Annotated in this window: 23 protein-coding genes; 11 read left to right on the plus strand and 12 right to left on the minus strand. The window is 60.9% G+C overall.

Translation table 11 applies throughout. From position 1 onward, the window contains the following. Positions 1-30: 30 nt before the first annotated feature. Entirely contained in the window at positions 31-1,839 is a 1,809-nt protein-coding gene (locus N8H71_RS24915) for a cation:proton antiporter (protein ID WP_262196040.1), read from the plus strand. Positions 1,840-1,956: 117 nt separating this feature from the next. On the opposite strand, the gene N8H71_RS24920 is transcribed toward N8H71_RS24915, so the two are convergent. From N8H71_RS24920 to ffh, 6 genes are all read right to left on the minus strand, one after another. Then, on the minus strand, positions 1,957-2,370 hold the full coding sequence (locus N8H71_RS24920; protein ID WP_011332614.1) for an acyl-CoA thioesterase: 414 nt from the start codon (positions 2,368-2,370) through the stop codon (positions 1,957-1,959). Positions 2,371-2,460: 90 nt separating this feature from the next. After that, a complete protein-coding gene (gene rplS / locus N8H71_RS24925; RefSeq protein ID WP_003175895.1) occupies positions 2,461-2,811 on the minus strand; it encodes a 50S ribosomal protein L19 in 351 nt (116 codons plus the stop codon). Positions 2,812-2,856: 45 nt separating this feature from the next. Next, the gene (gene trmD / locus N8H71_RS24930; RefSeq protein WP_085688893.1) at positions 2,857-3,609 is read right to left on the minus strand and encodes a tRNA (guanosine(37)-N1)-methyltransferase TrmD; all 753 of its coding nucleotides are present in this window, start codon (positions 3,607-3,609) and stop codon (positions 2,857-2,859) included. A 2-nt stretch (positions 3,610-3,611) separates the two neighbouring features. After that, a complete protein-coding gene (gene rimM, locus N8H71_RS24935; RefSeq protein ID WP_262196041.1) occupies positions 3,612-4,148 on the minus strand; it encodes a ribosome maturation factor RimM in 537 nt (178 codons plus the stop codon). 5 nt (positions 4,149-4,153) lie between these two features. Next, complete coding sequence (rpsP, locus tag N8H71_RS24940) at positions 4,154-4,405, minus strand: 30S ribosomal protein S16 (protein ID WP_110949946.1); 252 nt, start codon at positions 4,403-4,405, stop codon at positions 4,154-4,156. 249 nt (positions 4,406-4,654) lie between these two features. Next, entirely contained in the window at positions 4,655-6,031 is a 1,377-nt protein-coding gene (gene ffh / locus N8H71_RS24945; protein ID WP_007954627.1) for a signal recognition particle protein, read from the minus strand. A gap of 209 nt (positions 6,032-6,240) precedes the next feature. Between ffh and N8H71_RS24950 the strand changes: the two genes are divergently transcribed. The 3 genes from N8H71_RS24950 (at position 6,241) to N8H71_RS24960 (ending at position 9,859) form a co-directional block, all read left to right on the plus strand. Then, the gene (locus N8H71_RS24950; protein ID WP_262196042.1) at positions 6,241-7,053 is read left to right on the plus strand and encodes a cytochrome C assembly family protein; all 813 of its coding nucleotides are present in this window, start codon (positions 6,241-6,243) and stop codon (positions 7,051-7,053) included. 12 nt (positions 7,054-7,065) lie between these two features. Continuing rightward, complete coding sequence (locus N8H71_RS24955) at positions 7,066-8,307, plus strand: transporter associated domain-containing protein (RefSeq protein WP_262196043.1); 1,242 nt, start codon at positions 7,066-7,068, stop codon at positions 8,305-8,307. Positions 8,308-8,542: 235 nt separating this feature from the next. Then, on the plus strand, positions 8,543-9,859 hold the full coding sequence (locus N8H71_RS24960; protein ID WP_085688908.1) for an MFS transporter: 1,317 nt from the start codon (positions 8,543-8,545) through the stop codon (positions 9,857-9,859). 118 nt (positions 9,860-9,977) lie between these two features. On the opposite strand, the gene purT is transcribed toward N8H71_RS24960, so the two are convergent. The 5 genes from purT to N8H71_RS24985 all read right to left on the minus strand — a co-directional run bounded on the left by purT (position 9,978) and on the right by N8H71_RS24985 (position 13,192). Continuing rightward, a complete protein-coding gene (gene purT, locus N8H71_RS24965; RefSeq protein WP_085697261.1) occupies positions 9,978-11,159 on the minus strand; it encodes a formate-dependent phosphoribosylglycinamide formyltransferase in 1,182 nt (393 codons plus the stop codon). A gap of 100 nt (positions 11,160-11,259) precedes the next feature. After that, on the minus strand, positions 11,260-11,727 hold the full coding sequence (locus tag N8H71_RS24970; RefSeq protein WP_262196044.1) for a preQ0 transporter: 468 nt from the start codon (positions 11,725-11,727) through the stop codon (positions 11,260-11,262). Positions 11,728-11,791: 64 nt separating this feature from the next. Next, positions 11,792-12,007 carry a DUF1289 domain-containing protein gene (locus N8H71_RS24975; RefSeq protein ID WP_007954618.1) on the minus strand — a complete coding sequence of 72 codons (216 nt, stop codon included), beginning with the start codon at positions 12,005-12,007 and terminating at the stop codon, positions 11,792-11,794. Further along, complete coding sequence (locus N8H71_RS24980; protein WP_007954617.1) at positions 12,004-12,528, minus strand: gamma carbonic anhydrase family protein; 525 nt, start codon at positions 12,526-12,528, stop codon at positions 12,004-12,006. The genes N8H71_RS24975 and N8H71_RS24980 overlap by 4 nt, the downstream gene beginning before the upstream one ends. A 64-nt stretch (positions 12,529-12,592) precedes the next feature. Next, on the minus strand, positions 12,593-13,192 hold the full coding sequence (locus tag N8H71_RS24985) for a CoA pyrophosphatase (RefSeq protein WP_262196045.1): 600 nt from the start codon (positions 13,190-13,192) through the stop codon (positions 12,593-12,595). Between the two features lie 147 nt (positions 13,193-13,339). Here N8H71_RS24985 and N8H71_RS24990 point away from each other — a divergent pair, with 147 nt between their 5' ends. The 7 genes from N8H71_RS24990 (at position 13,340) to nagE (ending at position 22,008) form a co-directional block, all read left to right on the plus strand. Continuing rightward, entirely contained in the window at positions 13,340-13,891 is a 552-nt protein-coding gene (locus N8H71_RS24990) for an NUDIX hydrolase (RefSeq protein ID WP_262196046.1), read from the plus strand. A gap of 106 nt (positions 13,892-13,997) precedes the next feature. Further along, positions 13,998-14,513 (plus strand): L,D-transpeptidase family protein, encoded by a 516-nt coding sequence (locus N8H71_RS24995; RefSeq protein ID WP_007954614.1) that lies wholly within the window; start codon positions 13,998-14,000, stop codon positions 14,511-14,513. Between the two features lie 332 nt (positions 14,514-14,845). Then, positions 14,846-15,577: a GntR family transcriptional regulator gene (locus N8H71_RS25000; protein WP_431768322.1), complete on the plus strand. Its 732-nt coding sequence runs from the start codon at positions 14,846-14,848 to the stop codon at positions 15,575-15,577. A 30-nt stretch (positions 15,578-15,607) separates the two neighbouring features. Beyond that, positions 15,608-16,714 (plus strand): N-acetylglucosamine-6-phosphate deacetylase, encoded by a 1,107-nt coding sequence (gene nagA, locus N8H71_RS25005; RefSeq protein ID WP_262196048.1) that lies wholly within the window; start codon positions 15,608-15,610, stop codon positions 16,712-16,714. Continuing rightward, positions 16,695-17,717, plus strand: coding sequence for an SIS domain-containing protein (locus N8H71_RS25010; RefSeq protein WP_007954611.1), 1,023 nt, complete (start codon positions 16,695-16,697; stop codon positions 17,715-17,717). Before nagA ends, N8H71_RS25010 begins: the two co-directional genes overlap by 20 nt. Before the next feature lie 35 nt (positions 17,718-17,752). Beyond that, positions 17,753-20,266 (plus strand): phosphoenolpyruvate--protein phosphotransferase, encoded by a 2,514-nt coding sequence (gene ptsP / locus N8H71_RS25015; protein ID WP_262196049.1) that lies wholly within the window; start codon positions 17,753-17,755, stop codon positions 20,264-20,266. A gap of 23 nt (positions 20,267-20,289) precedes the next feature. Continuing rightward, positions 20,290-22,008, plus strand: coding sequence for an N-acetylglucosamine-specific PTS transporter subunit IIBC (gene nagE, locus N8H71_RS25020; RefSeq protein ID WP_262196050.1), 1,719 nt, complete (start codon positions 20,290-20,292; stop codon positions 22,006-22,008). An 83-nt stretch (positions 22,009-22,091) separates the two neighbouring features. On the opposite strand, the gene N8H71_RS25025 is transcribed toward nagE, so the two are convergent. Continuing rightward, the gene (locus N8H71_RS25025) at positions 22,092-22,544 is read right to left on the minus strand and encodes a hypothetical protein (protein WP_262196051.1); all 453 of its coding nucleotides are present in this window, start codon (positions 22,542-22,544) and stop codon (positions 22,092-22,094) included. Positions 22,545-22,935 lie beyond the last annotated feature (391 nt).

Below are 22,935 nucleotides of genomic sequence, written 5' to 3' on the forward strand. Positions count from 1 at the left end.
GCCCGCTATTTCAAGGAACAGGGAGCCTAAATGAGCGAACAGCAAATTCTCTTGGTGTTCGGCGCAATCGGCGTTGCGGCGCTGGGTTGCCAGTGGCTTGCGTGGCGTTTGAAGCTACCGGCGATTTTGTTTTTATTGTTAACGGGCATTTTCATCGGGCCGGTAGTTGGCTGGCTCGACCCACAGGAAATGTTCGGACCACTGCTGATGCCATTGGTGTCGCTGGCGGTGGCGCTGATTCTATTCGAAGGCAGCCTGACCCTGCATCTCTCGGAATGGCGCGAAATTGGCAGTGTGGTCCGCCGGCTGGTGACCATCGGGGCAATTTCAACCTGGGTCATCATTACACTGGCGACTCACTGGCTGCTCGGGTTCGACTGGCTGCTGGCAATCCTGTTCGGCAGCCTGACGCTCGTCACCGGGCCCACGGTGATCGTGCCAATGCTGCGCGTAGTACGCCCCAAAGCCTCGATCGCCAATATCCTGCGCTGGGAAGGCATCGTTATCGACCCTATTGGCGCGCTGCTCGCTGTGGTCGTCTACAGCTTCATCATCGCGAGTGCCGAGGGCCACGGGCTCAAGCAAAGCCTGATTACGTTCGCCGGTGTGATTCTGTGTGGAGGCGCATTCGGGATAGCCGGTGGCTGGCTGCTCGGCACCGTCATTCGCCGACACTGGTTGCCAGAATACTTGCACAACCTCGCTTCATTGGCGGCGGTCTTGGGGATATTCATTGCATCCAGCGAGGTGATGAACGAGTCGGGTCTGCTCGCAGTGACATTAATGGGCATGTGGCTGGCGAACATGAAGGGCGTGGATGTAAGACATATCCTCCACTTCAAGGAGAATCTCAGCGTACTGCTGATTTCCGGGTTGTTCATTCTGCTGGCGGCGCGTCTGGACTTGAACGCACTGATCGGCCTGGGGCCACTGGTACTGATACTGCTTCTGGTGATTCAACTGATTGCGCGGCCATTGAACGTATTGCTGAGTACGGCTGGCTCCACGCTGAGCTGGCGCGAGCGCGCACTGTTGTGCTGGATTGCCCCACGGGGAATTGTGGCAGCAGCCGTGTCGGCGATTTTCGCCATTCGCCTGGATGAGGCAGGGCACGAAGGCGCCTTGTTATTGGTTCCACTGACATTCGCCGTAATCATTGGCACCGTAGTGCTGCAAAGTGCTACCGCTCGCCCTTTGGCACGTTTTCTTAAAGTAGCGGAGCCTGCGCCCAGTGGCTTTCTGATCGTCGGTGCCAACGGTCCGGCCCGCCTGCTGGGCAAGTATTTGCAGCAACTGGGCAGCCGCGTGCTGCTGACCGATTCGAGCTGGGAAAACATCCGCGCGGCGCGCATGGAAGGCTTGCCGACCTACTTCGGCAACCCGGCCTCGCAGCATGCCGATGCGCACCTGGATCTGGTGGGGCTGGGACATTTGCTGGCGCTGTCACCGTCCGGCGAACTCAATACGTTGGCCGCCATGCGCTTTCGCCATGATTTCGGCCACCAGCGCCTGTTTGGTCTGGCCAGCGGCCAGGAAAGCCGTCGCAGCGCCAAGCACCGCGCCAGCCTTGAACATCGCGGTAATCAACTGGGGAGCGAAGCGCTGACTTACGCCAGATTGGCCAGCCAACTGAGTCAGGGTGCCGAGTTGTACAGCACGACGCTGACGGACGGTTTTGGCTGGGACGATTACCGTGCGTTGCATGGCAACCGCGCGACGCTGCTGTTCATGCGCGATGACAGCGACTGGGTGCACGTCGTCTCGCCGGAAACCGTGTTGAAACCAGGGCCGGGGTGGACGCTGCTGGCGCTGATTCAGCCTGAGAGCGTCAGCGCCTGAAAGATCAAATCGCGGGCAAGCCCGTTCCCAGAGTATCCGTTTCAAACGCAACATCAACGGACTACACAAAATCTGTAGGAGCGAGCTTGCCCGCGAATGCCGCGACTCGATTTTGAATCAGGCTGCAAACCCGGGCAGCACTGGCACCGGACGCTTGTCATCATCAATCGCAACAAAGCTGAACTGCCCGTGAATGGCTTTCTCACGGCCGTCGCAGCTCATGCTTTCGACGAACACTTCCACCTCGACCTTGAGACTGGTGTTGCCGACCTTGATCACCCGCCCGACCAGTTCGACGATGGAACCCGCCGGGATCGCATGATTGAAATCGATGCGGTCGGTGGACACGGTCACCAAAGGCAAACGGCAAAACCGCGTAGCAGTGATGAACGACACTTCGTCCATCCAGGCCAGCGCAGTGCCGCCGAACAGGGTGTTGTGGTGGTTGGTGGTCGGCGGGAAAACCGCCTTGGTCACGCGGGTCACCGAGAGCTCGGTGCGGCGTTCGATTTCTTGCTCGCGAGGGGTCATGGGCCTGGCCTGAAACAGAGTGCTGTGGATAAATGGCGGGCAACAAAAAAGCAGCCCGTAGGCTGCTTTTTTCTGCATCGGAAGCTGGACTTAAGCCAGTTTTTCCTTGATGCGAGCTGCTTTACCCGACAGGTCGCGCAGGTAGTACAGCTTGGCTTTACGTACGTCACCGCGACGTTTAACAGCCATGCTGTCGATCTGCGGGGAGTAGGTCTGGAAAGTACGTTCTACGCCAACACCGTTGGAGATTTTACGAACGGTGAACGCACTGTTCACGCCGCGGTTACGCTTGGCGATTACAACGCCTTCGAACGCTTGCAGACGGGAACGATCGCCTTCCTTCACTTTCACCTGAACGACGATGGTGTCGCCTGGGGCAAAGGTAGGGATTTCTTTGGTCATCTGCTCTGCTTCGAGTGCAAGGATGATTTTGTTAGTCATGCTGTGCTCCTAAGGTAAATCGTCTGATCTACCATCGATACGTTGTTAACTATCGTCCCGCTCGCGGATGTATTCCTCGAGCAGCTTCTTCTCTTCTCCAGAAAGCGAGCGGCTTTCCAGAAGATCGGCGCGCCGTTCATAGGTCCTACCAAGGGACTGCTGTAAACGCCAACGCCGGATATGCGCGTGATTGCCACTCAGCAACACGTCGGGAACACGCTGATCCGCATACACCTCAGGTCGGGTGTAGTGCGGGCAATCCAGCAGACCATCCGTAAAGGAATCTTCCTCAGCGGAATCCGCATGCCCTAAAGCTCCGGGCAGCAGTCGTGTAACCGCATCGATCATGACCATGGCCGGCAGCTCGCCGCCAGACAACACATAGTCACCAATCGACCACTCTTCATCGACATGAGCATCAATAAAACGCTCGTCAATGCCTTCATAGCGACCGGCAATCAGGATCAATGCATCCGATTTAGCCAGTTCGCGTACCGCCGACTGAGTCAGTTGACGGCCTTGGGGGGACAGGTAAATCACCTTCGCCGCCTCCCCGGCTGCTGCCTTGGCCTGAACCAGAGCATCTTCCAGGGGCTTGATCTTCATCACCATGCCCGGACCACCGCCAAACGGGCGATCGTCCACAGTGTGATGCCGATCCGTCGTGTAATCCCGCGGATTCCAACAGGTCAGCTGCAAGAGCCCCTGTTTGACCGCACGACTGGTGATGCCGTAGTCGCCGATGGCGGAAAACATCTCGGGAAACAAACTGATCACTTCTACGCGCAAGTTAGCCACGCTTAGAAGTCCGCGTCCCAATCCACCTTCATCTCGCCCGCTGCGAGGTCGACTGCCAACACGCATTGCTCCGTATAGGGCAACAGGCGTTCGCGATCATCCAGGCTGCCAGCGCAAGGCTTGACTACCATTACATCATTGGCGCCGGTTTCCAGAAGATGATCGATTTTCCCGAGCAATTGCCCAAGCGTATCGATGACCTTCAGACCTTCCAGCTGGTACCAGTAGTACTCGCCTTCGGTCAATTCAGCGAACAGATTGCGCGGCACGCAAATCTCGTAACCGGCCAGAAGACGAGCTTCTTCACGATCATCAAGACCTTTGAGCTTTGCGACCAGGAACTTGTCGCTCCCGCGTCCACTGACCAGCTCGACCTGCTTGACATTACCTTCGCGCCTGAGCGTCCAGGTTTTGTACTGCAACAGGTTTTCAGTCGGATCAGTAAAGGAATAAACCTTCACTTCGCCGCGAACGCCGTGAACAGAGTAAATTTTGCCAATAACGATCAAATCATCGGCAACAGCAGGCGTCGCGTTCATATTGCTCAGGCCGCAGCCTTAGCCGATTCCTTCAGCAACTGAGCAACACGCTCAGAAGGCTGTGCACCAACGCTCAGCCAGTAGGCAACGCGCTCTTGGTTCACGGACAGACGGATTTCCTGACCACGGGCAACAGGATTGAAGAAACCAATCTGTTCTTTGTGGGAACCGTCACGCGGGTTGCGGGAGTCGGTTACGGTCAGGTGGTAAAACGGGCGCTTTTTGGAGCCGCCAAGGGCAAGACGGATTGTTAGCATGTGAACATCGTTCCTGTAGTCGGTGCTGCAAATCTAAATGCACAGCGGGCATGGGTGCCCGAAAGGCCGCATATTCTAAGGAATATCCGGACTTTTGCAAATGACTTTTTCCGGCGCCTGTGGCATGCCGTGCAGATTTGCATATTGAGCCGTCGTTCAAAACGGCCGGTCAGCTCCCGCCATATGCGGGTTTACTGGAGATCCCGCGTCCCTGCGGGTTCTGCGCCGGTGCGACGACCGGCGAGTTCTTTACATTTTTGGCATGCCGCCGCCGGGCAACATTCCGCCCATGCCGCGCATCATTTTCGCCATTCCGCCCTTGGCGGAGAATTTCTTCATCATCTTCTGCATCTGCTTGTGCTGCTTGATCAAGCGACCGATGTCCTGCACCTGGGTGCCGGAACCCATGGCGATCCGGCGCTTGCGCGAACCGCTGATCAGCTCAGGGTCGCGGCGCTCGGCCGGGGTCATGGAGTTGATGATGGCTTCCATCTGCTTGAACTGCTTCTCTGCGGCGTTCTGGGCGTTGCCCATTTGCGAGAGATTGACGCCACCGATGTTCGGCAGTTTGTCCATGAGCCCGCCGAGGCCGCCCATGTTCTTCATCTGTTGCAGCTGATCACGGAAGTCTTCGAGGTCGAAGCCCTTGCCCTTCTTCAGCTTCTTGGCAAGCTTGTCGGCCTTGTCCTTGTCGAGGGTCGCTTCAGCCTGTTCGATCAGGCTGAGCACGTCGCCCATGCCGAGGATCCGCGAAGCGATACGCTCAGGGTGGAATGGATCGAGCGCTTCGCTCTTCTCGCCCATACCGATGAACTTGATCGGCTTGCCGGTGATCGCGCGAACGGACAGCGCGGCACCGCCACGGGCATCACCGTCGACCTTGGTCAGGATCACACCGGTCAGCGGCAGCGCATCACCGAAGGCCTTGGCCGTGTTGGCCGCGTCCTGACCGGTCATGGCGTCGACCACGAACAGGGTTTCAACCGGATTGATCGCGGCGTGCAGCGCCTTGATCTCGCCCATCATCTCTTCGTCGATGTGCAGACGACCGGCGGTATCGACGATGACCACGTCGATGAATTTCAGTTTTGCTTCTTTAATAGCCGCGTTGGCGATGTCGACCGGTTTCTGGCTCAGGTCGGACGGAAAGAACGTCACGCCGATGTCGTTGGCCAGGGTTTCCAGCTGTTTAATAGCAGCAGGACGGTAGATGTCCGCCGACACGACCATGACCGACTTCTTCTTGCGCTCTTTAAGGAAGCGCGCCAGCTTGCCGGCGGTAGTGGTTTTACCAGCGCCCTGCAGACCGGCCATCAGAATGACGGCGGGCGGCACGGCGCTCAGGTTCAGGTCTTCGTTGGCCGCGCCCATCAGGCTTTCGAGTTCGGCCTGGACGATCTTCACGAACGCCTGGCCCGGCGTCAGGCTGCGCGACACCTCGGTGCCGACAGCGCGTTCCTTGACCGAATTGACGAAGTCCTTGACCACCGGCAGGGCGACGTCGGCTTCGAGCAACGCCATGCGCACTTCGCGCAGGGTGTCTTTTATATTGTCCTCGGTCAGCTTCGCCTTGCCGGTGACATGGCGCAGCGTCTGCGAGAGACGGTCGGTTAAGTTTTCAAACATTGCGCGATCCTTTCAGGCCCTGTGTAGACCGGGATAATGGCGGCCCAGACCGGAATCAACATGTGCTCGGCGAGCCTGCGGCGTGGGCAGGTCGCGGATTATAGCGAAGACTGCGTCTGGCGGACACCTCGCTGTCAGCTTGTCGGTCTTTCGTGCAATGGCGGTTCTATGCCAAACTCAGCCCCTTTCGGGCTTGCCTAACAGGATTTATGCTCCCCTTGTCACCGAGTTTGCTGACCACCCTCGCCGCCGCCCTTCTCTATGCCGCTGCGACTCTCTATCAGGGCACCCGCCTGGCCACTGGCGCCAAGGCCAACAAGCGCCTGCTGGTCTCGCTCGGCGTCCTCGCCGTGCTGGCCCACAGCGCCAGCCTGCTCACCCATTTATTGACGCCGATCGGCCTGGGCCTGGACTTCTTCAGCGCCTCGAGCCTGATTGCTGCGGCCGTCATCGCCCTGACCCTGCTGGCCTGCTCGCGGATCCCGGTGGAAAACCTGCTGGTGCTACTGTTCCCGCTGGGTGCGATCACGGTGCTGCTGGCGCAATTTGCGCCGACCGGCACGGTGCAGATCATCGACGAAGAGCCGGGGATCCTCGCGCACATCCTGTTGTCGATCCTCGCCTACGGCATGTTCACCATCGCGGTGTTCCAGGCGTTGCTGCTGTTGGTGCAGGATCACCAGCTCAAGCACAAGCACCCGTCCGGGCTGATCAAGAACTTCCCTCCGCTGCAAACCATGGAAAGCCTGCTGTTCGGTTTCCTCTGGGCCGGCTGGACTTTGTTGTCGCTGTCGCTGATCTCCGGCTGGCTGTTCGTCGAGAACCTGTTTGCCCAGCACCTGGTGCACAAAACCCTGCTGGCCTGCCTGGCCTGGGTCGTGTTCAGCGTCCTGCTGTGGGGCCGTAACCGCCTCGGCTGGCGCGGCCACAAGGCAATCCGCTGGACCCTCGCCGGTTTCTGTCTGCTGATGTTGGCGTATTTCGGCAGCAAACTGGTCCGTGAATACATCCTGCACATCTGACGGGCGGCATAAATGGACGGTTTGCCCATAGGGCCGATGCTCGCGGTATTTGTCCTGCTGATTCTCTGGTCAGGGCTGTTTACCGCCGTCGAAGCGGCGCAACAGCACCTGCTCGCGCAACGCACCGCCTCCCGCGCCAGCGACAAACCGCTGGCGAAGCTCAGCTTCCCGCTCGACAGCCTGATCCTCTGCAATACTCTGTGCCGCGCCCTCGCCGTGATCCTGGCCACGCTGCTGGCAATCTTTCTCTGTGAAGAAAACGGCCCTTGGGCGGCTTGCCTCGGCGCCGGCGCCCTGCTGTTGGTCTTTGCCGACTATTTCCCACGCGCGCTCGCCCAGCGGTATCCGGATGCGGTGTTGTCGTTCGGCAATACGTTGCTGGCGGTACCGCTAAAAGCGGTTTACCCGCTTGCGTGGTTGCTCGCTCACGCAAGTGGTTTGCTGATGCGCCCGTTTATCCGCAAGGCCCAGGTGGTGCAACAGAGCGAAGACGATGTGCCGGCGGAGCGTCATGACGATCCGGATCATCCGGTGCGTCCGCACCCGGTTTCAGGCATCCATGCGCTGGACAACATCACGGTCAACGACATTCTGGTGCCGCGCAGCGATGTCGACGGCATCAACCTCGACGATCCGATCGAAGAAATCATCGAGCAATTGCGCAAGAACCGGCGCACTCGCCTGCCGGTCTTCCACAGCGATATCAATCAGGTCGAAGCGGTGCTCAACACCCGGCAGATCCGGCACCTGCTGGACAATCGCAGCCTGACCCGCGAAGCGTTGCTGGCAGCCAGTTACGAGCCGTATTTCGTCCCTGAAAGCACTCCGCTGCAACTGCAACTGCTGAATTTCCACAAGCAGCAGCGGCGTCTGGGCATGGTGGTGGACGAGTACGGCGAAGTGCTGGGGATTGTCACCCTGGAAGATATTCTCGAAGAGATCGTCGGCGAATTCGAAAGCGAGCACAGCCTCGACAACCCGCACATCCACCCGCAAGCCGATGGCCGCATGGTGATCGATGGCGCGGCATCGATCCGCGAACTGAACAAATGCCTGGGCTGGCACCTGCCCAGCGACGGACCCCGGACCCTCAATGGCCTGGTGACCGAAGCGCTGGAAACCATCCCGGAAAGCGCGGTCTGCCTGAAGATCGGCCGCTATCGCCTGGAGATTCTCGAAACCGAGGAGAACCGGGTGAGCAAGGTCTTGATCTGGCACACCACTTCCTCCCCGGCGCTGGCCACGGCGCGCTAGACAGCCCCTTGTTCAATCGTTAGCCACCTTCCTATAATCGCGGTGCTTACCCAAGCCCCGCCGAACCGCGTGCTTACCCCGCACCCGACAAGTTCCGGCCGGTTCATCGGCAATATCCGCATCACACCGACGACTGTTCCTACCTGAAGCAGCGATCGCGCCTCATCCCACATCCCTGGGTGTTCGACCATAATAATTCGCTCCAACGGAGCTCATGACTGTCAGGGATCACCGCATGACGACCAGTACCGCTTACAGCGACACCACGCCTGCCCAACCGACCAACTCCGCCACCCGCGTGGCCACCGCGAGTTTCATCGGCACGGCCATCGAGTTCTACGATTTTTACGTCTACGCCACCGCCGCTGCGCTGGTGATCGGGCCGGTGTTCTTCCCGCAGACCTCCGGCACCGCGCAGATGCTCTCGGCGTTCCTGACCTTCGGCATCGCCTTCCTCGCCCGACCTTTGGGTTCGGCGCTGTTCGGCCACTTCGGCGACCGGATCGGGCGCAAATCGACTTTGGTCGCTTCGCTGCTGCTGATGGGTGTCTGCACCACCCTGATCGGCGTGCTGCCGGGTTACGACAGCATCGGGGCCTGGGCGCCGATCCTGCTGTGCGTGCTGCGCTTCGGCCAGGGCCTGGGATTGGGTGGCGAATGGGGCGGCGCAGCGCTGCTGGCGACCGAAAATGCCCCGAAAGGTAAACGGGCGTGGTTCGGCATGTTCCCGCAACTTGGGCCTTCGATTGGTTTTCTGGCGGCCAACGGTCTGTTCCTGACGCTGGCCATGAGCCTGAGTGACGATCAGTTCCGCAGCTGGGGCTGGCGGATTCCGTTCCTGCTCAGCGCCGTGCTGGTGATGGTCGGCTTGTACGTGCGCCTCAAACTGCACGAAACCCCGGTGTTCGCCAATGCCATCGCCCGCCAGGAACGGGTGAAAGTGCCGCTGGTCGAGCTGTTCAGCCAGTACTGGGCACCGACGCTGCTGGGCGCCGCCGCCATGGTGGTGTGCTACGCGCTGTTCTACATCTCGACCGTGTTTTCCCTGAGCTACGGCGTCTCCACATTGGGTTACAGCCGCGAGACGTTCCTCGGGCTGCTGTGCTTCGCGGTGCTGTTCATGGCAGCCGCTACGCCGTTGTCGGCGTGGGCCAGTGATCGCTACGGGCGCAAGCCGGTGCTGATCGTCGGCGGTGTGCTGGCGATTCTTTCCGGATTTCTGATGGAGCCGTTGCTGACTCAGGGCTCAACCTGGGGCGTGGCGCTGTTTCTATGCATCGAACTGTTTCTGATGGGGGTGACATTCGCCCCGATGGGCGCGCTGCTGCCGGAGCTGTTCCCGACGCACGTCCGGTATACCGGCGCATCGGCGGCCTACAACCTCGGCGGCATTGTCGGGGCCTCGGCAGCACCGTTCTTCGCGCAGAAACTGGTGGCGATGGGTGGTTTGAGTTACGTGGGCGGGTATGTGTCTGCGGCCGCAGTGCTCAGCTTGATCGCCGTGCTGTGCCTGAAGGAAACGCGCAATAACGATTTGAATCAGGTTGCCTGATCTTAGATCAAAAGCTTCGCGAGCAAGCTCGCTCCCACATTGTCCGTGCCACACACATAACTTGTGTCCACCGCCGAACCTGTGGGAGCGAGCTTGCTCGCGATAGATGTGACTCGGTTTACAGCTCTACAACAACAGCCTGGGAAGCACGGGTCGCCTTGGCACGAGCGGCCTCAATCGACTCGTCACGGGCCAACGCAACACCCATGCGGCGCTGACCATTGACTTCAGGCTTGCCGAACAGGCGCAGCGCGGTATCCGGCTCGCTCAGTGCAGCGCCGAGGTTGGCGAATGCGGTCTGGGTCGACTGGCCTTCCACCAGAATTACCGCCGAAGCCGATGGGCCGAACTGACGGATCAGCGGCACCGGCAGACCAAGAATTGCCCGGGCGTGCAGGGCGAACTGCGACAGGTCCTGGGAAATCAGGGTCACCAGACCGGTGTCGTGCGGACGCGGCGACACTTCGCTGAACCACACCTGATCGCCCTTGATGAACAGCTCGACGCCGAACAGACCACGACCACCCAACGCTTCAGTCACGGCTTTGGCAACGCGCTCGGATTCAGCCAGTGCGATCGGACTCATGGCTTGTGGCTGCCAGGATTCCTGGTAGTCACCCTTCTCCTGACGGTGACCGACAGGCGCACAGAACGTGGTGCCGCCGACATGACGCACGGTCAGCAGAGTGATTTCGTAATCGAAATCGATAAAGCCTTCGATGATCACGCGACCTTTACCGGCGCGACCGCCCTCTTGGGCGTAATCCCAGGCTTTCTGCACGTCATCGGCGCTGCGCAGCAGGCTTTGGCCTTTGCCCGACGAACTCATCACTGGTTTGACGACGCACGGGAAGCCAAGATCCTGAACGGCCTTGCTGTAATCCTCGAAAGTGTCGGCGAAGTGATACGGAGAAGTCGGCAGGTCCAGCTCTTCGGCGGCCAGACGACGGATGCCTTCGCGGTTCATGGTCAGTTGCGCAGCGCGAGCGGTCGGGATCACGGTGAAGCCTTCGGCTTCCAGTTCGACCAGAGTGGCGGTGGCGATGGCTTCGATTTCCGGCACGATGAAGTGCGGCTTCTCGGCTTCGATCACTGCACGCAGGGCGGCGCCGTCGAGCATGTTGATCACGTGGCTGCGATGGGCAACCTGCATGGCCGGCGCATTGGCGTAGCGGTCAACGGCGATCACTTCAACGCCCAGGCGTTGCAGCTCGATTACCACTTCCTTGCCCAACTCACCACAGCCACACAGCAATACGCGGGTCGCGGTCGGCGACAATGGAGTTCCGATACGGGTCATCTCAGGTCCTCAAAGAAGCGGATCATCGAGGAAAGCAACGCCAGACGCGCTTTCCATGGGGAGAAAGCGCGGCATTTTACATGAACCTGAGGGTTTGGCTTCAGCCGGCGACAGCCTGTTTGCGTTCACGCCAGGCCATGATCAGCCAGACCGCAGTAACGCCGGCGAACTTCGAGGCCAGCGCGGTGATCAGCACCGGCGGCGTCAGCAGGTCGATCATGCCGAAGAAGATGAAGGTATCGAGGGGAATGCTCAGCGCCGAGCTGATCCACAAGCGGTCGCGCAGCGGGCGTTTGGTGATGGTGAACACCAGCCAGTCGATGCACTCGGAGACCGCGAATGCCGTGGCGCTGGCCAGCGCAATCGACGGATCGGACGTGATATAGGACAGCACCAGCGCCGCCAGCATCGCCACGATCGCACCGTGGCCGAAACGGATCTGCACCATGTCGCGCAGCACGAACACCAGCCCGCCCCAGGCCGACCAGATGATGTCCAGGTGCGGCGCGGTGGAGAAGGCGAAGTTGATCAGCACGACGCTGCTGATGTAAGCGATGAGGAAAATCATGGGCGTGACCTGTCAATTTGGCGCACAGGTTACTTCAGCCCTTCGATGACGCCAATCAAATCGGCTATTGCCCTGGCGTTTTGCCGATCATCCAGACCAGGCCACTGGCCTTCGCCCGCTCATGACAGAGCCCGAGTACAACCCGGCGCTCATCATTCGTCATCCGGCTCCAGCGAGTGATCTCCTCGACCGTGCGCTGGCAACCGGTGCAAATGTCGTCCTCGTCCAGCGCGCAAATGCTCACGCACGGCGAGGCGACGGGTCTTTCCGGGGTTGTCATTCTTCCTGCTCGACCAGATCGCGCGCATAGCGCTGGGAGTTATGCACATAGTGCGCGGCACTGGCTTCGAGCATCTTCTTCTGCGGCTCGGTGAGTTCACGCACGACCTTGCCCGGCGAGCCCATCACCAGTGAACCGTCAGGGATTTCCTTGCCTTCGCCGATCAGCGAGTTGGCGCCGATGATGCAGTTCTTGCCGATCTTCGCGCCATTGAGGATGACGGCGTTGATGCCGATCAGGCTGTAGTCGCCGACCGTGCAGCCATGGAGCATGGCGTTGTGGCCGATGGTTACGCCGGTGCCGATGGTCAGCGGATACCCCATGTCGGTGTGCATCACTGTGCCGTCCTGCACGTTGCTGTTCTTGCCGATCAGGATCAGTTCGTTGTCACCGCGCAGGACGGCGTTGAACCAGACGTTGGCGCCCTCTTCCAGTTTGACCTTGCCCACCAGCACGGCATTGGGGGCGACCCAGCTCTGCGGATGGGTTTCGACACGGGCGTCGCCCAGGCGGTATTTCATCTTGTTTTCCTCAGGGGCTCACGATGGCTGGCCATTCGAACGATGGCTTCAGGTATTGGTGCTTTCAAGTATTAATGAAAGTTTTAGGCGGCTGATGCAGGCTGATTCTGGCGTCATAGAGCAGGTTGATCAACTCGACGATCATGATCGCCGTCAGCCCCCAGATCTTGTATTCGCCGTAACGATAGCTCGGCACGTACCAACTGCGACCCTGATAGTCGATGCGGTGGGTATGTTCACGCGGGTCCTTGCGGAAGAACTCCAGCGGAACACTGAACACCGCAGCGATCTCGGCATCATTGGCCTGGTATTCGACAAAGTCCGGAATCACCCCGACATACGGCGTGACCTTGATGCCATGCAAGGAAATCAGCGGGCTGAGCGGACCGATCACTTCGACCAGTCCCGGTGGCAGGCCGATTTCTTCTTCGGCTTCACGCAGCGCGGTGAAGATCAGGTCTGGATCCTCCGGATCCCGTCGACCGCCGGGAAAGGCAACTTCGCCACCGTGGGTCGAGAGCCCGCTGGCGCGCAAGGTCAGGACAAGTTCAGGTTCGTCACTGCGAGTAATCGGCACTAGGACAGCGGCCTCGGGGAAACGCGTGTCGGTCTCCAGCGTGCGCGGCGTGTGATTGCTTACCCGGTGCAATAGCTCGTCCAGCATAGGTGTTCTCGATCGGTGCCTTGCCCTGCATCATGCACCAATCAATGCGACCGCCCAAGCCCCGAACGGGCGTCATGTCGCGAAACGACAACTTGCCGACTGCCACCGCTGCACGCCAAGATAGGCGCAGCATTCAGGAACCCCAGCATGAAATTTTGCAGCCAGTGCGGCAACCCGGTCACCCAGCGCATTCCCGAAGGCGACTCGCGGCTGCGATTCGTCTGCGACAGCTGTCAGACCATTCATTACCAGAACCCCAACATCGTGGCCGGTTGTGTACCGACCTGGGGCAGCAAAGTGCTGCTGTGCCGCCGCGCCATCGAGCCTCGCCTCGGTTACTGGACGCTGCCCGCCGGCTTCATGGAGAACGGCGAGACCATCGAACAGGCCGCTATTCGCGAAACCGCCGAGGAAGCCTGCGCCCGGGTGCGTAACCTGAGCATTTACACCCTGATCGACGTGCCGCACATCAGCCAGGTCCATGTGTTTTTCCGCGCCGAGCTGGCGGATCTGGACTTCGCCGCCGGCCCCGAAAGCCTGGAAGTGCAACTGTTCGACGAAGCGGACATCCCTTGGGACGAGCTGGCTTTCCGCACGGTGGGCCGTACCTTAGAATGCTTCTTCGCTGATCGGCGCGCCGAGACCTACCCGGTTCGTTCGGAGTCGATACCGCCGCTCGCTCAACCGGTCATCACTTGATTTCACCGCCAGCCTGCCGATAACCAGCGCACGCAGCTCGCGAAAGCGCCTGCATGACACCTATAAATAGATAACGTATCTGCTTCATTCTTGGGGAATCGTTTCAATGCGCTGGTTGCTTGCCCTGTTCTGCCTGTCGTTCGTCACCGTCTCCCAAGCGTCATTCGTGACCACCGTGACGCCTTCGAACACCCCGCTCATCGAAAAAGTACTGGTGCTCAAATCGGCCCATCAACTGCAGTTGATCGCCGACGGCAAGCCACTCAAGAGCTATCGCATCTCCCTGGGCAAAGGCGCGAAAAAAGGCCCGAAGCTGATTGAAGGCGACAAACGCACACCGGAAGGTTTCTATTGGATCGACTGGCGCAAGACCAGCGACAAATTCAACCTGTCGATGCACATCTCCTACCCGAACATCAGCGACTCCGCCCGCGCCCGCCGCGAAGGCGTCGAGCCTGGCGGAATGATCATGATCCACGGCACGCCGGACTCCGAGGACAACCCGGAACAACTGTTCCACACCCTGGACTGGACCGATGGCTGCATCGCAATGCGCAACGTCGACATGCGCGAAGTCTGGAACCTGGTGCCGGACGGCACGATGATTGAAATCCGCCCCTGACTCTGTCATCCAGGGAGCACGCTCCCGAGGGGCCGCCAAACGGCCCTCTCTCCCGACCATTGGTCGCTCGCAAAAAAATAAATCAAAAAGATCGCAGCCTGCGGCAACGTCCGAACGGTGATACCACTTTCACCCGCCAGAACTGCCGCAGGCTGCGATCTTTTGCTTTCCAGCCCTCACCTCTAATACCACTTCAAACCACCCACCCTGTAACACCCGAATCCAAAGGACTACAGGCCTTTCCGACGCGTTGACATGGTATGCAAGTGGTATTAGTTTTCGCCGAAATACCGAGCGACAACAATCCTATATCAGCGCCGGAAATGCCTTACATGAACGACCTCCACGCCCTACGTCCCGACGACTCCCAGCCGACGCCGCTGTACCTGCAACTGGCGCGCAACCTGGAAGCGGCGATCCATGCCGGCCAGTGGAAAGCCGAACAGGCGATGCCCTCGGAGCGCAACCTCAGCGAAATGCTCGGAATCTCCCGGGTCACCGCCCGCAAGGCGCTGGAAGTCCTGCTCGATCAAGGTTTGATTCGCCGCCTGCAAGGTTCCGGCACCTTCATCACCCCGCGCCTTGAGCAACCGCTGTCGCGCCTGTCGGGTTTCAGCGAGATGCTGCGCCTCAAGGGCTTCGTGCCCAGTTCGCATTGGCTCGAGCGTGAGGTCACCCTGCCCACCCACGAAGAACTGATCCGACTGGGCCTGTCGCCTAACGACAAGGTCGCGCGCATGAAACGCCTGCGCAAAGCCGACGACACCGTGATGGCCATCGAGATGAGCACCCTGCCCGCCTCGATCATGCCCAAGCCACAGGTGGTGGGCGATTCCCTCTACGAACACCTCGACAGCATCGGCAAACCGATCGTGCGTGCCTTGCAGCACATCCAGGCAATCAACGCCTCGGACGAGTTCGCCGCTCTCGTCGGCATCGCCCCCGGCACCGCGATGCTGCTGATGACCCGGGTCGGCTACCTGGAAGACAACACGCCGATCGAAGTCACCGACACCTATTGCCGCAACGACTACTACGACTTTGTTGCAGAGCTTCGCCGCTGATCAGCAGCCAGGCCAAACGAGAGAAGCGAAATGTCCGAAGACAACATCCTTACCGCTGACGGCTGGATTCGCGGCCGGCTGATCCACGAACACGGCAGAGTCGTGTCGATCGACGGCGTGCCTTGCGATCCGGCGACCAATGACTTGCCGTATCTGCTGCCGGGTTTCATCGACCTGCACGTCCACGGCGGTGGCGGCAAGGACATCATGGAAGGCGCCAGCGCGTTCGAGACCATCACCAAGACCCACGTGCGCTTCGGCACCACCTCGCTGCTGGCCACCACCATGACCGCGCCGAGTGCCGAGATTGCCAGCGTGCTCAAGGAGGTCGGCGAGTTCTGCGAGCAGCGTCCGAAAGGTGCCGCCCGAGTCCTCGGCGTTCACCTCGAAGGCCCGTACATCAATCCCGGCAAGCTCGGCGCCCAGCCGAACTTCGCCCACACCGCGTTGATGGCTGAGGTCGAAGACTATCTGGCACTCGCGCCAATCCGGGTGATTACCATCGCGCCGGAAATCGCCGGCCATGACGGTTTGATTCGTGAACTCAGCAGCCGGGGCATCCGCATGCAGATCGGCCACACCCTCGGCAGTTACGAGGAAGGCGTCGCCGCCCTCGAAGCTGGCGCCACCAGTTTCACCCACCTTTACAACGCCATGAGCCCGCTGCATCACCGCGAACCGGGCATCGTCGGCGCGGCACTGGCCCACGCCAAATTCGCCGAGCTGATTCCGGATCTGCTGCACGTACACCCGGGTGCAATCCGCGTCGCCCTGCGCTCGATTCCGTGCCTGTACTGCGTCACTGATTCGACCGCCGCTGCCGGCATGCCCGACGGCGAGTACAAGCTCGGCAGCCACACCGTCACCAAATGCCTGGGCGGCGTGCGCCTGCCCGACGGCACCTTGGCCGGCAGCACCCTGACCATGGATCAGGCCCTGCGCAACCTGGTGAAGATCGGTTTGCCGATCGCCGAGGCCTCGCAACGTCTTTCGCAATTCCCCGCCGACTACCTCGGCATCACCGAACGCGGGCGCCTTGAACCAGGCGCCTGGGCCGACTGCGTGCGGCTGGATCGCTCACTCACACTGACCGCCGTCATGGTCGAAGGAGAAGACATTGACTTCAAAAATGCTTGAGGAGGCGCTGTCCTCGTTCGAGGCCGTGCAAGCCCAACTGCAACAGCTCGACCCGCAAATGATCGAGATCGCCGGGCGCCTGCGCCGTCAGCCGCCGCAAGTGGCGATGACCGTTGCCCGTGGCAGCTCCGATCATGCGGCGAGCTACTTCGCTTACCTGACGATGCAGCAACTCGGCGTACCAGTGGCGTCGCTGCCGATGTCGGTGGTGACCATGCAGCAGGCGCCGTTGAAGGTCAGCGGTCAGGTTGCGTTCGCGTTCTCCCAATCGGGCCAGAGCCCGGATCTGGTCAACAGCCTGCGTCTGCTGCGCAAGCGCGGTGCCCTCAGCGTGTCGATGGTCAACGCCGCCGATTCGCCGCTGGAAGCTGCCTGTGAATTCAGCCTGCCATTGCTGGCCGGCACCGAAAGCAGCGTCGCCGCGACCAAGAGTTTCATCGCCACCCTCAGCGCCAGCGCCCGTCTGATCGCGCACTGGAAAGAAGACAGCGAATTGCTGGAAGCGCACAACGCCCTGCCCGAAGGCCTGCGCGAAGCCGCGCAACAGGACTGGAGCCCGGCCATCGACGCCCTGCGCGATTGCGAACGGTTGATGGTGATCGGCCGTGGCGCCGGTTTCGCCATTGCCCAGGAAGCCGCACTGAAATTCAAGGAAACCTCGGCGATCCAGGCCGAAGCCTTCAGCAGCGCCGAAGTCCGTCACGGCCCGATGGCCCTGATCGACGAACACTACCCATTGCTGGTGTTCGCCCCGCGCGGTGCCGAACAGGCCGGCCTGCTGAGCCTGGCAGCCGAGATGCGCCAGCGTGGCGCCCGGGTGCTGCTGGCCGCGCCAGACGACGTCAGCGAACGCGACCTGACCCTGAGCCGTGCCGAGCATCCGGCCCTCGATCCGATCCTGGCGATCCAGAGTTTCTACGTGATGGCGGCCGGTCTGGCCGTGGCCCGTGGCATGGACCCGGATCAGCCGCGACACCTGAGCAAAGTCACCCGTACGCACTGAGTCCGAACCGAACGTTTTCCTGATGAGACCGAGCCATGCACAACAACAATAAAGAGCTGACTTTAAGCGCCCCGCTCAGCGGCCCGGTGCTCACGCTCGCCAAAGTCCCGGACGCGGTGTTCGCCAGCGGCGCGATGGGCGACGGCATTGCCATCGATCCGCTGAACGACACCTTGTACTCGCCCTGCGCCGGGGTGGTGATCCACGTCGCCCGCACCGGCCACGCACTGACCGTGCGCGCCGACAACGGCGCCGAGCTGTTGCTGCACCTCGGTCTGGACACGGTGGAGTTGCAAGGCGAAGGGTTCTCGATGCTGGTCAAGGAAGGCGCGCGGGTCAGCAATGGCCAGCCGCTGCTGCGCTATGACCTGGACAAGGTCGGCCGCCAGTGCAAAAGCCTGGTCAGCCTGCTGATCCTGACCAACAGCCAGGATTTCCAGGCGCGCCCCATCACCCTGAAAACGGTGAAGGTGGGCGAACCGCTGCTGCACATCGTCGCTCGTCATACTGCCGCGGCGAACACAGAAGAACTCGGCGGCCCGAAAGTTCACGGTCACGTGCAGGTCGCCCATCGCGGCGGGCTGCATGCACGCCCGGCGGCGTTGATCCGCCAGACGGCGCAAGGTTTCAAGAGCCAGTCACAGCTGCATTTCGCCGGCAAGTCGGCGTCGTGCAACAGCCTCATCGGTTTGATGGGCCTGGCGATTGGCGAGCAGGACGAAGTGCAGGTCAGTTGCCAGGGGCCGGACGCACAGGCTGCGTTGCAAGCCTTGCTCACCGCGTTGGCCACCGCCCTGCCCGAAGATCATCACGCTGCTGCACCGGTAGCCGCCACCCCACGCAACCGCCCGGCCGAGGCTGGCGTGTTGCACGGTGTTTGCGCCGCACCGGGTCTGGTCGGCGGGCCGCTGTTTCGCTTGAACGCGATCAGCCTGCCGGCGGACAGCGGCAATCATCAGCCCGAGCAACAATTGCAGATCCTCGACACCGCGCTGAACCAGGTTCGCAGCGAAATCGACGGCACCCTCGCCCAGGCGAAAAAACACCGTAATGCCGACGAAGAAGCCATCTTCGCCGCGCATCTGGCCTTGCTGGAAGACCCGGCACTGCTCGACGCCGCCCAGCAATCGATTGAAACCGGCACGGCGGCGACTCACGCCTGGAGCCAGTCCATCGACGCGCAATGCGAGGTGCTGCAAAACACCGGCAGCGCGCTGCTGGCCGAACGCGCCAACGATCTGCGCGACCTCAAGCAACGGGTGCTGCGCGCACTGCTCGGCGAAGCCTGGCATTACGAAGTGCCAGCCGGCGCCATCGTCGCCGCCCACGAACTGACGCCGTCGGACCTGCTGCAACTGAGCGCGCAAGGTGTCGCCGGGTTGTGCATGGCCGAAGGTGGCGCGACTTCCCACGTGGCGATTCTGGCCCGGGGCAAAGGCCTGCCGTGCATGGTCGCACTGGGCTCGGCGCTGCTGGATCGAGCACAAGGCCAATCGGTGGTCCTCGACGCCGACGGTGGTCGCCTCGAACTGACGCCGAATGCCGAGCGTCTGGCCGAAGTCCGCCAGGCGCAGATCGACCGCCAACAACGGCGCGATGCCCAGCAGGCCCAGGCCCATCTGCCAGCCGAAACCCGCAATGGCGTGGCCATCGAAGTGGTCGCCAACGTCGCCTCCAGCCATGAAGCGGCGGACGCGTTTGCCAATGGCGCCGACGGCGTCGGCCTGTTGCGCACCGAGTTCCTGTTCGTCGATCGCCACACTGCGCCGGACGTCGAAGAGCAACGCGCCGCCTATCAAGCCGTGATCGATGCCATGGGCGACAAGTCGGTGATCATCCGCACCATCGACGTCGGTGGCGACAAACAACTCGACTACCTGCCACTGCCCGTGGAAGCCAACCCGGTACTCGGCCTACGCGGCATTCGCCTGGCCCAGGCCCGCCCGGAAATCCTCGATCAGCAACTGCGTGCGCTACTGCAAGTCAGCCCGTTGCAGCGCTGCCGGATCCTGTTACCGATGGTCACCGAGGTCGACGAACTGCTGCACATCCGCCAGCGGGTCGATGCGCTGTGCCTGGAACTGGGCATCAATCAACGTCCGGAAATCGGCGTGATGATCGAAGTCCCGGCCGCCGCCCTGCAAGCCGAACAACTGGCCGAACACGCGGACTTCCTGTCCATCGGCACCAACGACCTGTCGCAATACACCCTGGCCATGGACCGCGACCACGCCGGCCTCGCCGCACGGGTCGATGCCCTGCACCCGGCGCTGCTGCGCCTGATCGCCATGACCTGCGAAGGCGCGGCGGTGCATAAACGCTGGGTCGGCGTGTGCGGCGCCCTGGCTTCCGATCCGCTGGCGACGCCGGTGTTGATCGGCCTGGGCGTGACCGAACTGTCGGTGAGCCCGGTACAGATCGGCGAAATCAAGGATCGCGTGCGCCAGCTGCACGAAGCCGAATGCCAACGCCTCGCCCGGGATCTGCTCAAGCTGAGCAGCGCCGCCGCGGTGCGTCATGCCTGTCATCAACATTGGCCTCTGCGCTAACAAAAACAACAAGGACAAACGCCATGTACCAACTCTTCATCGAAGGCCTGCAACGCCTCGGCCGGGCACTGATGCTGCCGATCGCGATCCTGCCGATCGCCGGCCTGCTGCTGCGCCTGGGCGACACCGACCTCCTGAACATCGCGATCATCCACGACGCCGGTCAGGTGATCTTCGCCAACCTGGCGATGATCTTCGCCATCGGCATCGCCGTCGGTTTCGCCCGTGACAACAACGGCACCGCCGGCCTCGCCGGTGTGATCGGTTACCTGGTGATGATCTCCACCCTCAAGGTGCTCGATGCGAGCATCAACATGGGTATGCTCGCCGGTATCGTCAGCGGCCTGATGGCCGGCGCGCTGTACAACCGCTTTAAGGACATCAAGCTGCCGGAGTACCTGGCGTTCTTCGGCGGCCGGCGTTTTGTTCCCATCGTCACCGGTTTCAGCGCGGTCGGCCTGGGCGTGCTGTTCGGCTACATCTGGCCGCCGATCCAGCACGGCATCAACAGTTTCGGCACCTTGCTGATGGAAAGTGGCAGCTTCGGCGCCTTCGTCTTCGGCGTGTTCAACCGCCTGCTGATCGTCACCGGCCTGCACCACATCCTCAACAACATGGCGTGGTTCGTGTTTGGCAACTTCACCGACCCGACCACGGGCGCGCTGGTCACCGGCGACCTGTCCCGCTACTTCGCCGGCGACCCGAAAGGCGGCCAGTTCATGACCGGCATGTTCCCGGTCATGATCTTCGGACTCCCCGCCGCCTGCCTGGCGATGTACCGCAACGCCCTGCCGGAGCGACGCAAAGTCATGGGCGGGATCTTCCTGTCGATGGCCCTGACCGCCTTCCTCACTGGCGTCACCGAGCCCATCGAATTCGCCTTCATGTTCCTCGCACCATTGCTGTTTCTGCTGCATGCGCTGCTGACCGGATTGTCGATGGCAATCACCAACGCACTGAACATCCACCTGGGCTTCACCTTCTCCGGCGGCTTCATCGACATGGTGCTGGGTTGGGGACGCTCGACCAACGGCTGGCTGGTGGTGCCAGTGGGCTTGGCGTATGCCGTCATCTACTACGCGGTGTTCGACTTCTGCATCCGCCGCTTCAACCTGAAAACCCCGGGCCGCGAAGACGTCGCCACCGCCGACAAAGCGGTCCTGACCGAAAACGAACGCGCCGGGGCTTACATCAAGGCACTTGGTGGTGCGGAGAATCTGGTTACGGTTGGCGCGTGCACTACGCGACTGCGACTGGAAATGGTCGATCGCAACAAAGCCTCCGATGCGGACTTGAAAGCACTGGGCGCGATGGCCGTGGTACGTCCGGGCAAGGGGGGCAGTTTGCAGGTTGTTGTGGGGCCGATGGCCGACAGCATTGCCGACGAAATCCGCCTGGCAATGCCCGCATTGGGCCGAGCCGCAGCGACTACTTCTCCTGTCGCCGTCGTCGAAACCAGCGAACCCATCGCAGTCTCCACACCCCAGGCCCAACAATGGCTGACCGCCTTGGGCGGCAGCGACAACGTGCTGCAACTCGACTGCATCGCCATGAGCCGGATCCGCCTGCAACTGGCCGATGGCAAGGCGCTGTCGGAAAGCCGATTGAAAGAGCTTGGATGTCTGGGTGTGAGCGCGCTGGAAGATGGCGTGTGGCACTTGCTGGTGGGCGAGCGGGCGCAGAGCTTGAGTGCGGCGCTGGAGGGGTTGGTTAATCGGAGTGAGGTGAGTGCCAAGGTCTGATGGTTGCCATCAAGTTTTGACTTGAAGCGATTACAAACAGGAAACCCGGCCTAAGCCGGGTTTCCTGTTTATGCGCATTAACCTCAAGAGAGCTTTCCTCGCTGCTCTGCCTCGTAATGCCGGGTCTGTAATGGCATGAGAGTCTGAACTTTCAAACCCAGACTTTCTTTCAATCCCCAAGCGACAGCCAACTCGTCACGACGATTGCGTAAAGAAACCGCTTTTTGAGGCGTCACCTTCTGCTTGGGTGTTGAATGGGTAAAAAGCTCAAGCGCGTGAAGAGTTTCCATTACGCGGTTATCCGATACGCAAGCAAAACGAGTGAATCGCTCAAGCAGATAAGCCGCCCGACGGCGCTCGGTTTCATCGCAATGAAACGTGAGGAAGGTTTTGACCTCATTCTCAAGATTCGACTCTGAATACCAGACTTCTTTGGCCGCATTCACCAACGCTACGCCATCAGCCTGATCCAGAGGACTTCTGACCAAAGTGTCCAATGCGGATGAAAGGACGTGATCGTCAAATGACTTCAACATCTGATTCCTCCAGGTAGTCACTTCGTGCTGTTGTAAGTAGAGCTGACAGGCCATTTGAGACACCCCGACCACAATAGGACCGGGACTTCCGAGGGGCAACCTGAAAAGCCTATGGGAAGTCTCGGTAAATCCTCCACATCTTTAAACATTCGAAAATGGAACGCGGAGCGTCCCGGGCGGCATTCCCACGCAAAACGTGGGAAAGATCAAAAGGAGCCCGCATTCGCTTCCCGCTTCTCACCACTCAACACAATGAGCGTTAGCTCGAGTAAAGCTTTTGACGTGCCGGCCCCATCGGAAGGCTGAGTGGAGGGATTTATCCGGGGGTGGGAGCGCAGCGACCGTGCGGCGCAGCCGCATGCATCGAGAGGAGGTGCAGCGAAGCAAACCG

The sequence above is a fragment of the Pseudomonas koreensis genome, from assembly GCF_025447595.1.
In the GTDB taxonomy this organism is placed as follows: Bacteria; Pseudomonadota; Gammaproteobacteria; order Pseudomonadales; family Pseudomonadaceae; genus Aquipseudomonas; species Aquipseudomonas koreensis_H.

What these genes read in the sequence shown, in the direction of transcription:
- rpsP (WP_110949946.1), bottom strand. Translation starts at nt 4,405, where the DNA reads ATGCTAACAATCCGTCTTGCCCTTGGCGGCTCCAAAAAGCGCCCGTTT.
- nagE (WP_262196050.1), top strand. Translation starts at nt 20,290, where the DNA reads ATGTACCAACTCTTCATCGAAGGCCTGCAACGCCTCGGCCGGGCACTG.
- rplS (WP_003175895.1), bottom strand. Translation starts at nt 2,811, where the DNA reads ATGACTAACAAAATCATCCTTGCACTCGAAGCAGAGCAGATGACCAAA.
- purT (WP_085697261.1), bottom strand. Translation starts at nt 11,159, where the DNA reads ATGACCCGTATCGGAACTCCATTGTCGCCGACCGCGACCCGCGTATTG.
- ptsP (WP_262196049.1), top strand. Translation starts at nt 17,753, where the DNA reads ATGCACAACAACAATAAAGAGCTGACTTTAAGCGCCCCGCTCAGCGGC.
- N8H71_RS24995 (WP_007954614.1), top strand. Translation starts at nt 13,998, where the DNA reads ATGCGCTGGTTGCTTGCCCTGTTCTGCCTGTCGTTCGTCACCGTCTCC.
- N8H71_RS24960 (WP_085688908.1), top strand. Translation starts at nt 8,543, where the DNA reads ATGACGACCAGTACCGCTTACAGCGACACCACGCCTGCCCAACCGACC.
- N8H71_RS24920 (WP_011332614.1), bottom strand. Translation starts at nt 2,370, where the DNA reads ATGACCCCTCGCGAGCAAGAAATCGAACGCCGCACCGAGCTCTCGGTG.
- N8H71_RS24970 (WP_262196044.1), bottom strand. Translation starts at nt 11,727, where the DNA reads ATGATTTTCCTCATCGCTTACATCAGCAGCGTCGTGCTGATCAACTTC.
- N8H71_RS24915 (WP_262196040.1), top strand. Translation starts at nt 31, where the DNA reads ATGAGCGAACAGCAAATTCTCTTGGTGTTCGGCGCAATCGGCGTTGCG.
- N8H71_RS24955 (WP_262196043.1), top strand. Translation starts at nt 7,066, where the DNA reads ATGGACGGTTTGCCCATAGGGCCGATGCTCGCGGTATTTGTCCTGCTG.
- N8H71_RS24975 (WP_007954618.1), bottom strand. Translation starts at nt 12,007, where the DNA reads ATGACAACCCCGGAAAGACCCGTCGCCTCGCCGTGCGTGAGCATTTGC.
- N8H71_RS24980 (WP_007954617.1), bottom strand. Translation starts at nt 12,528, where the DNA reads ATGAAATACCGCCTGGGCGACGCCCGTGTCGAAACCCATCCGCAGAGC.
- N8H71_RS24990 (WP_262196046.1), top strand. Translation starts at nt 13,340, where the DNA reads ATGAAATTTTGCAGCCAGTGCGGCAACCCGGTCACCCAGCGCATTCCC.
- N8H71_RS25000 (WP_431768322.1), top strand. Translation starts at nt 14,846, where the DNA reads ATGAACGACCTCCACGCCCTACGTCCCGACGACTCCCAGCCGACGCCG.
- ffh (WP_007954627.1), bottom strand. Translation starts at nt 6,031, where the DNA reads ATGTTTGAAAACTTAACCGACCGTCTCTCGCAGACGCTGCGCCATGTC.
- N8H71_RS24985 (WP_262196045.1), bottom strand. Translation starts at nt 13,192, where the DNA reads ATGCTGGACGAGCTATTGCACCGGGTAAGCAATCACACGCCGCGCACG.
- N8H71_RS24950 (WP_262196042.1), top strand. Translation starts at nt 6,241, where the DNA reads ATGCTCCCCTTGTCACCGAGTTTGCTGACCACCCTCGCCGCCGCCCTT.
- rimM (WP_262196041.1), bottom strand. Translation starts at nt 4,148, where the DNA reads ATGAACGCGACGCCTGCTGTTGCCGATGATTTGATCGTTATTGGCAAA.
- N8H71_RS25025 (WP_262196051.1), bottom strand. Translation starts at nt 22,544, where the DNA reads ATGTTGAAGTCATTTGACGATCACGTCCTTTCATCCGCATTGGACACT.
- nagA (WP_262196048.1), top strand. Translation starts at nt 15,608, where the DNA reads ATGTCCGAAGACAACATCCTTACCGCTGACGGCTGGATTCGCGGCCGG.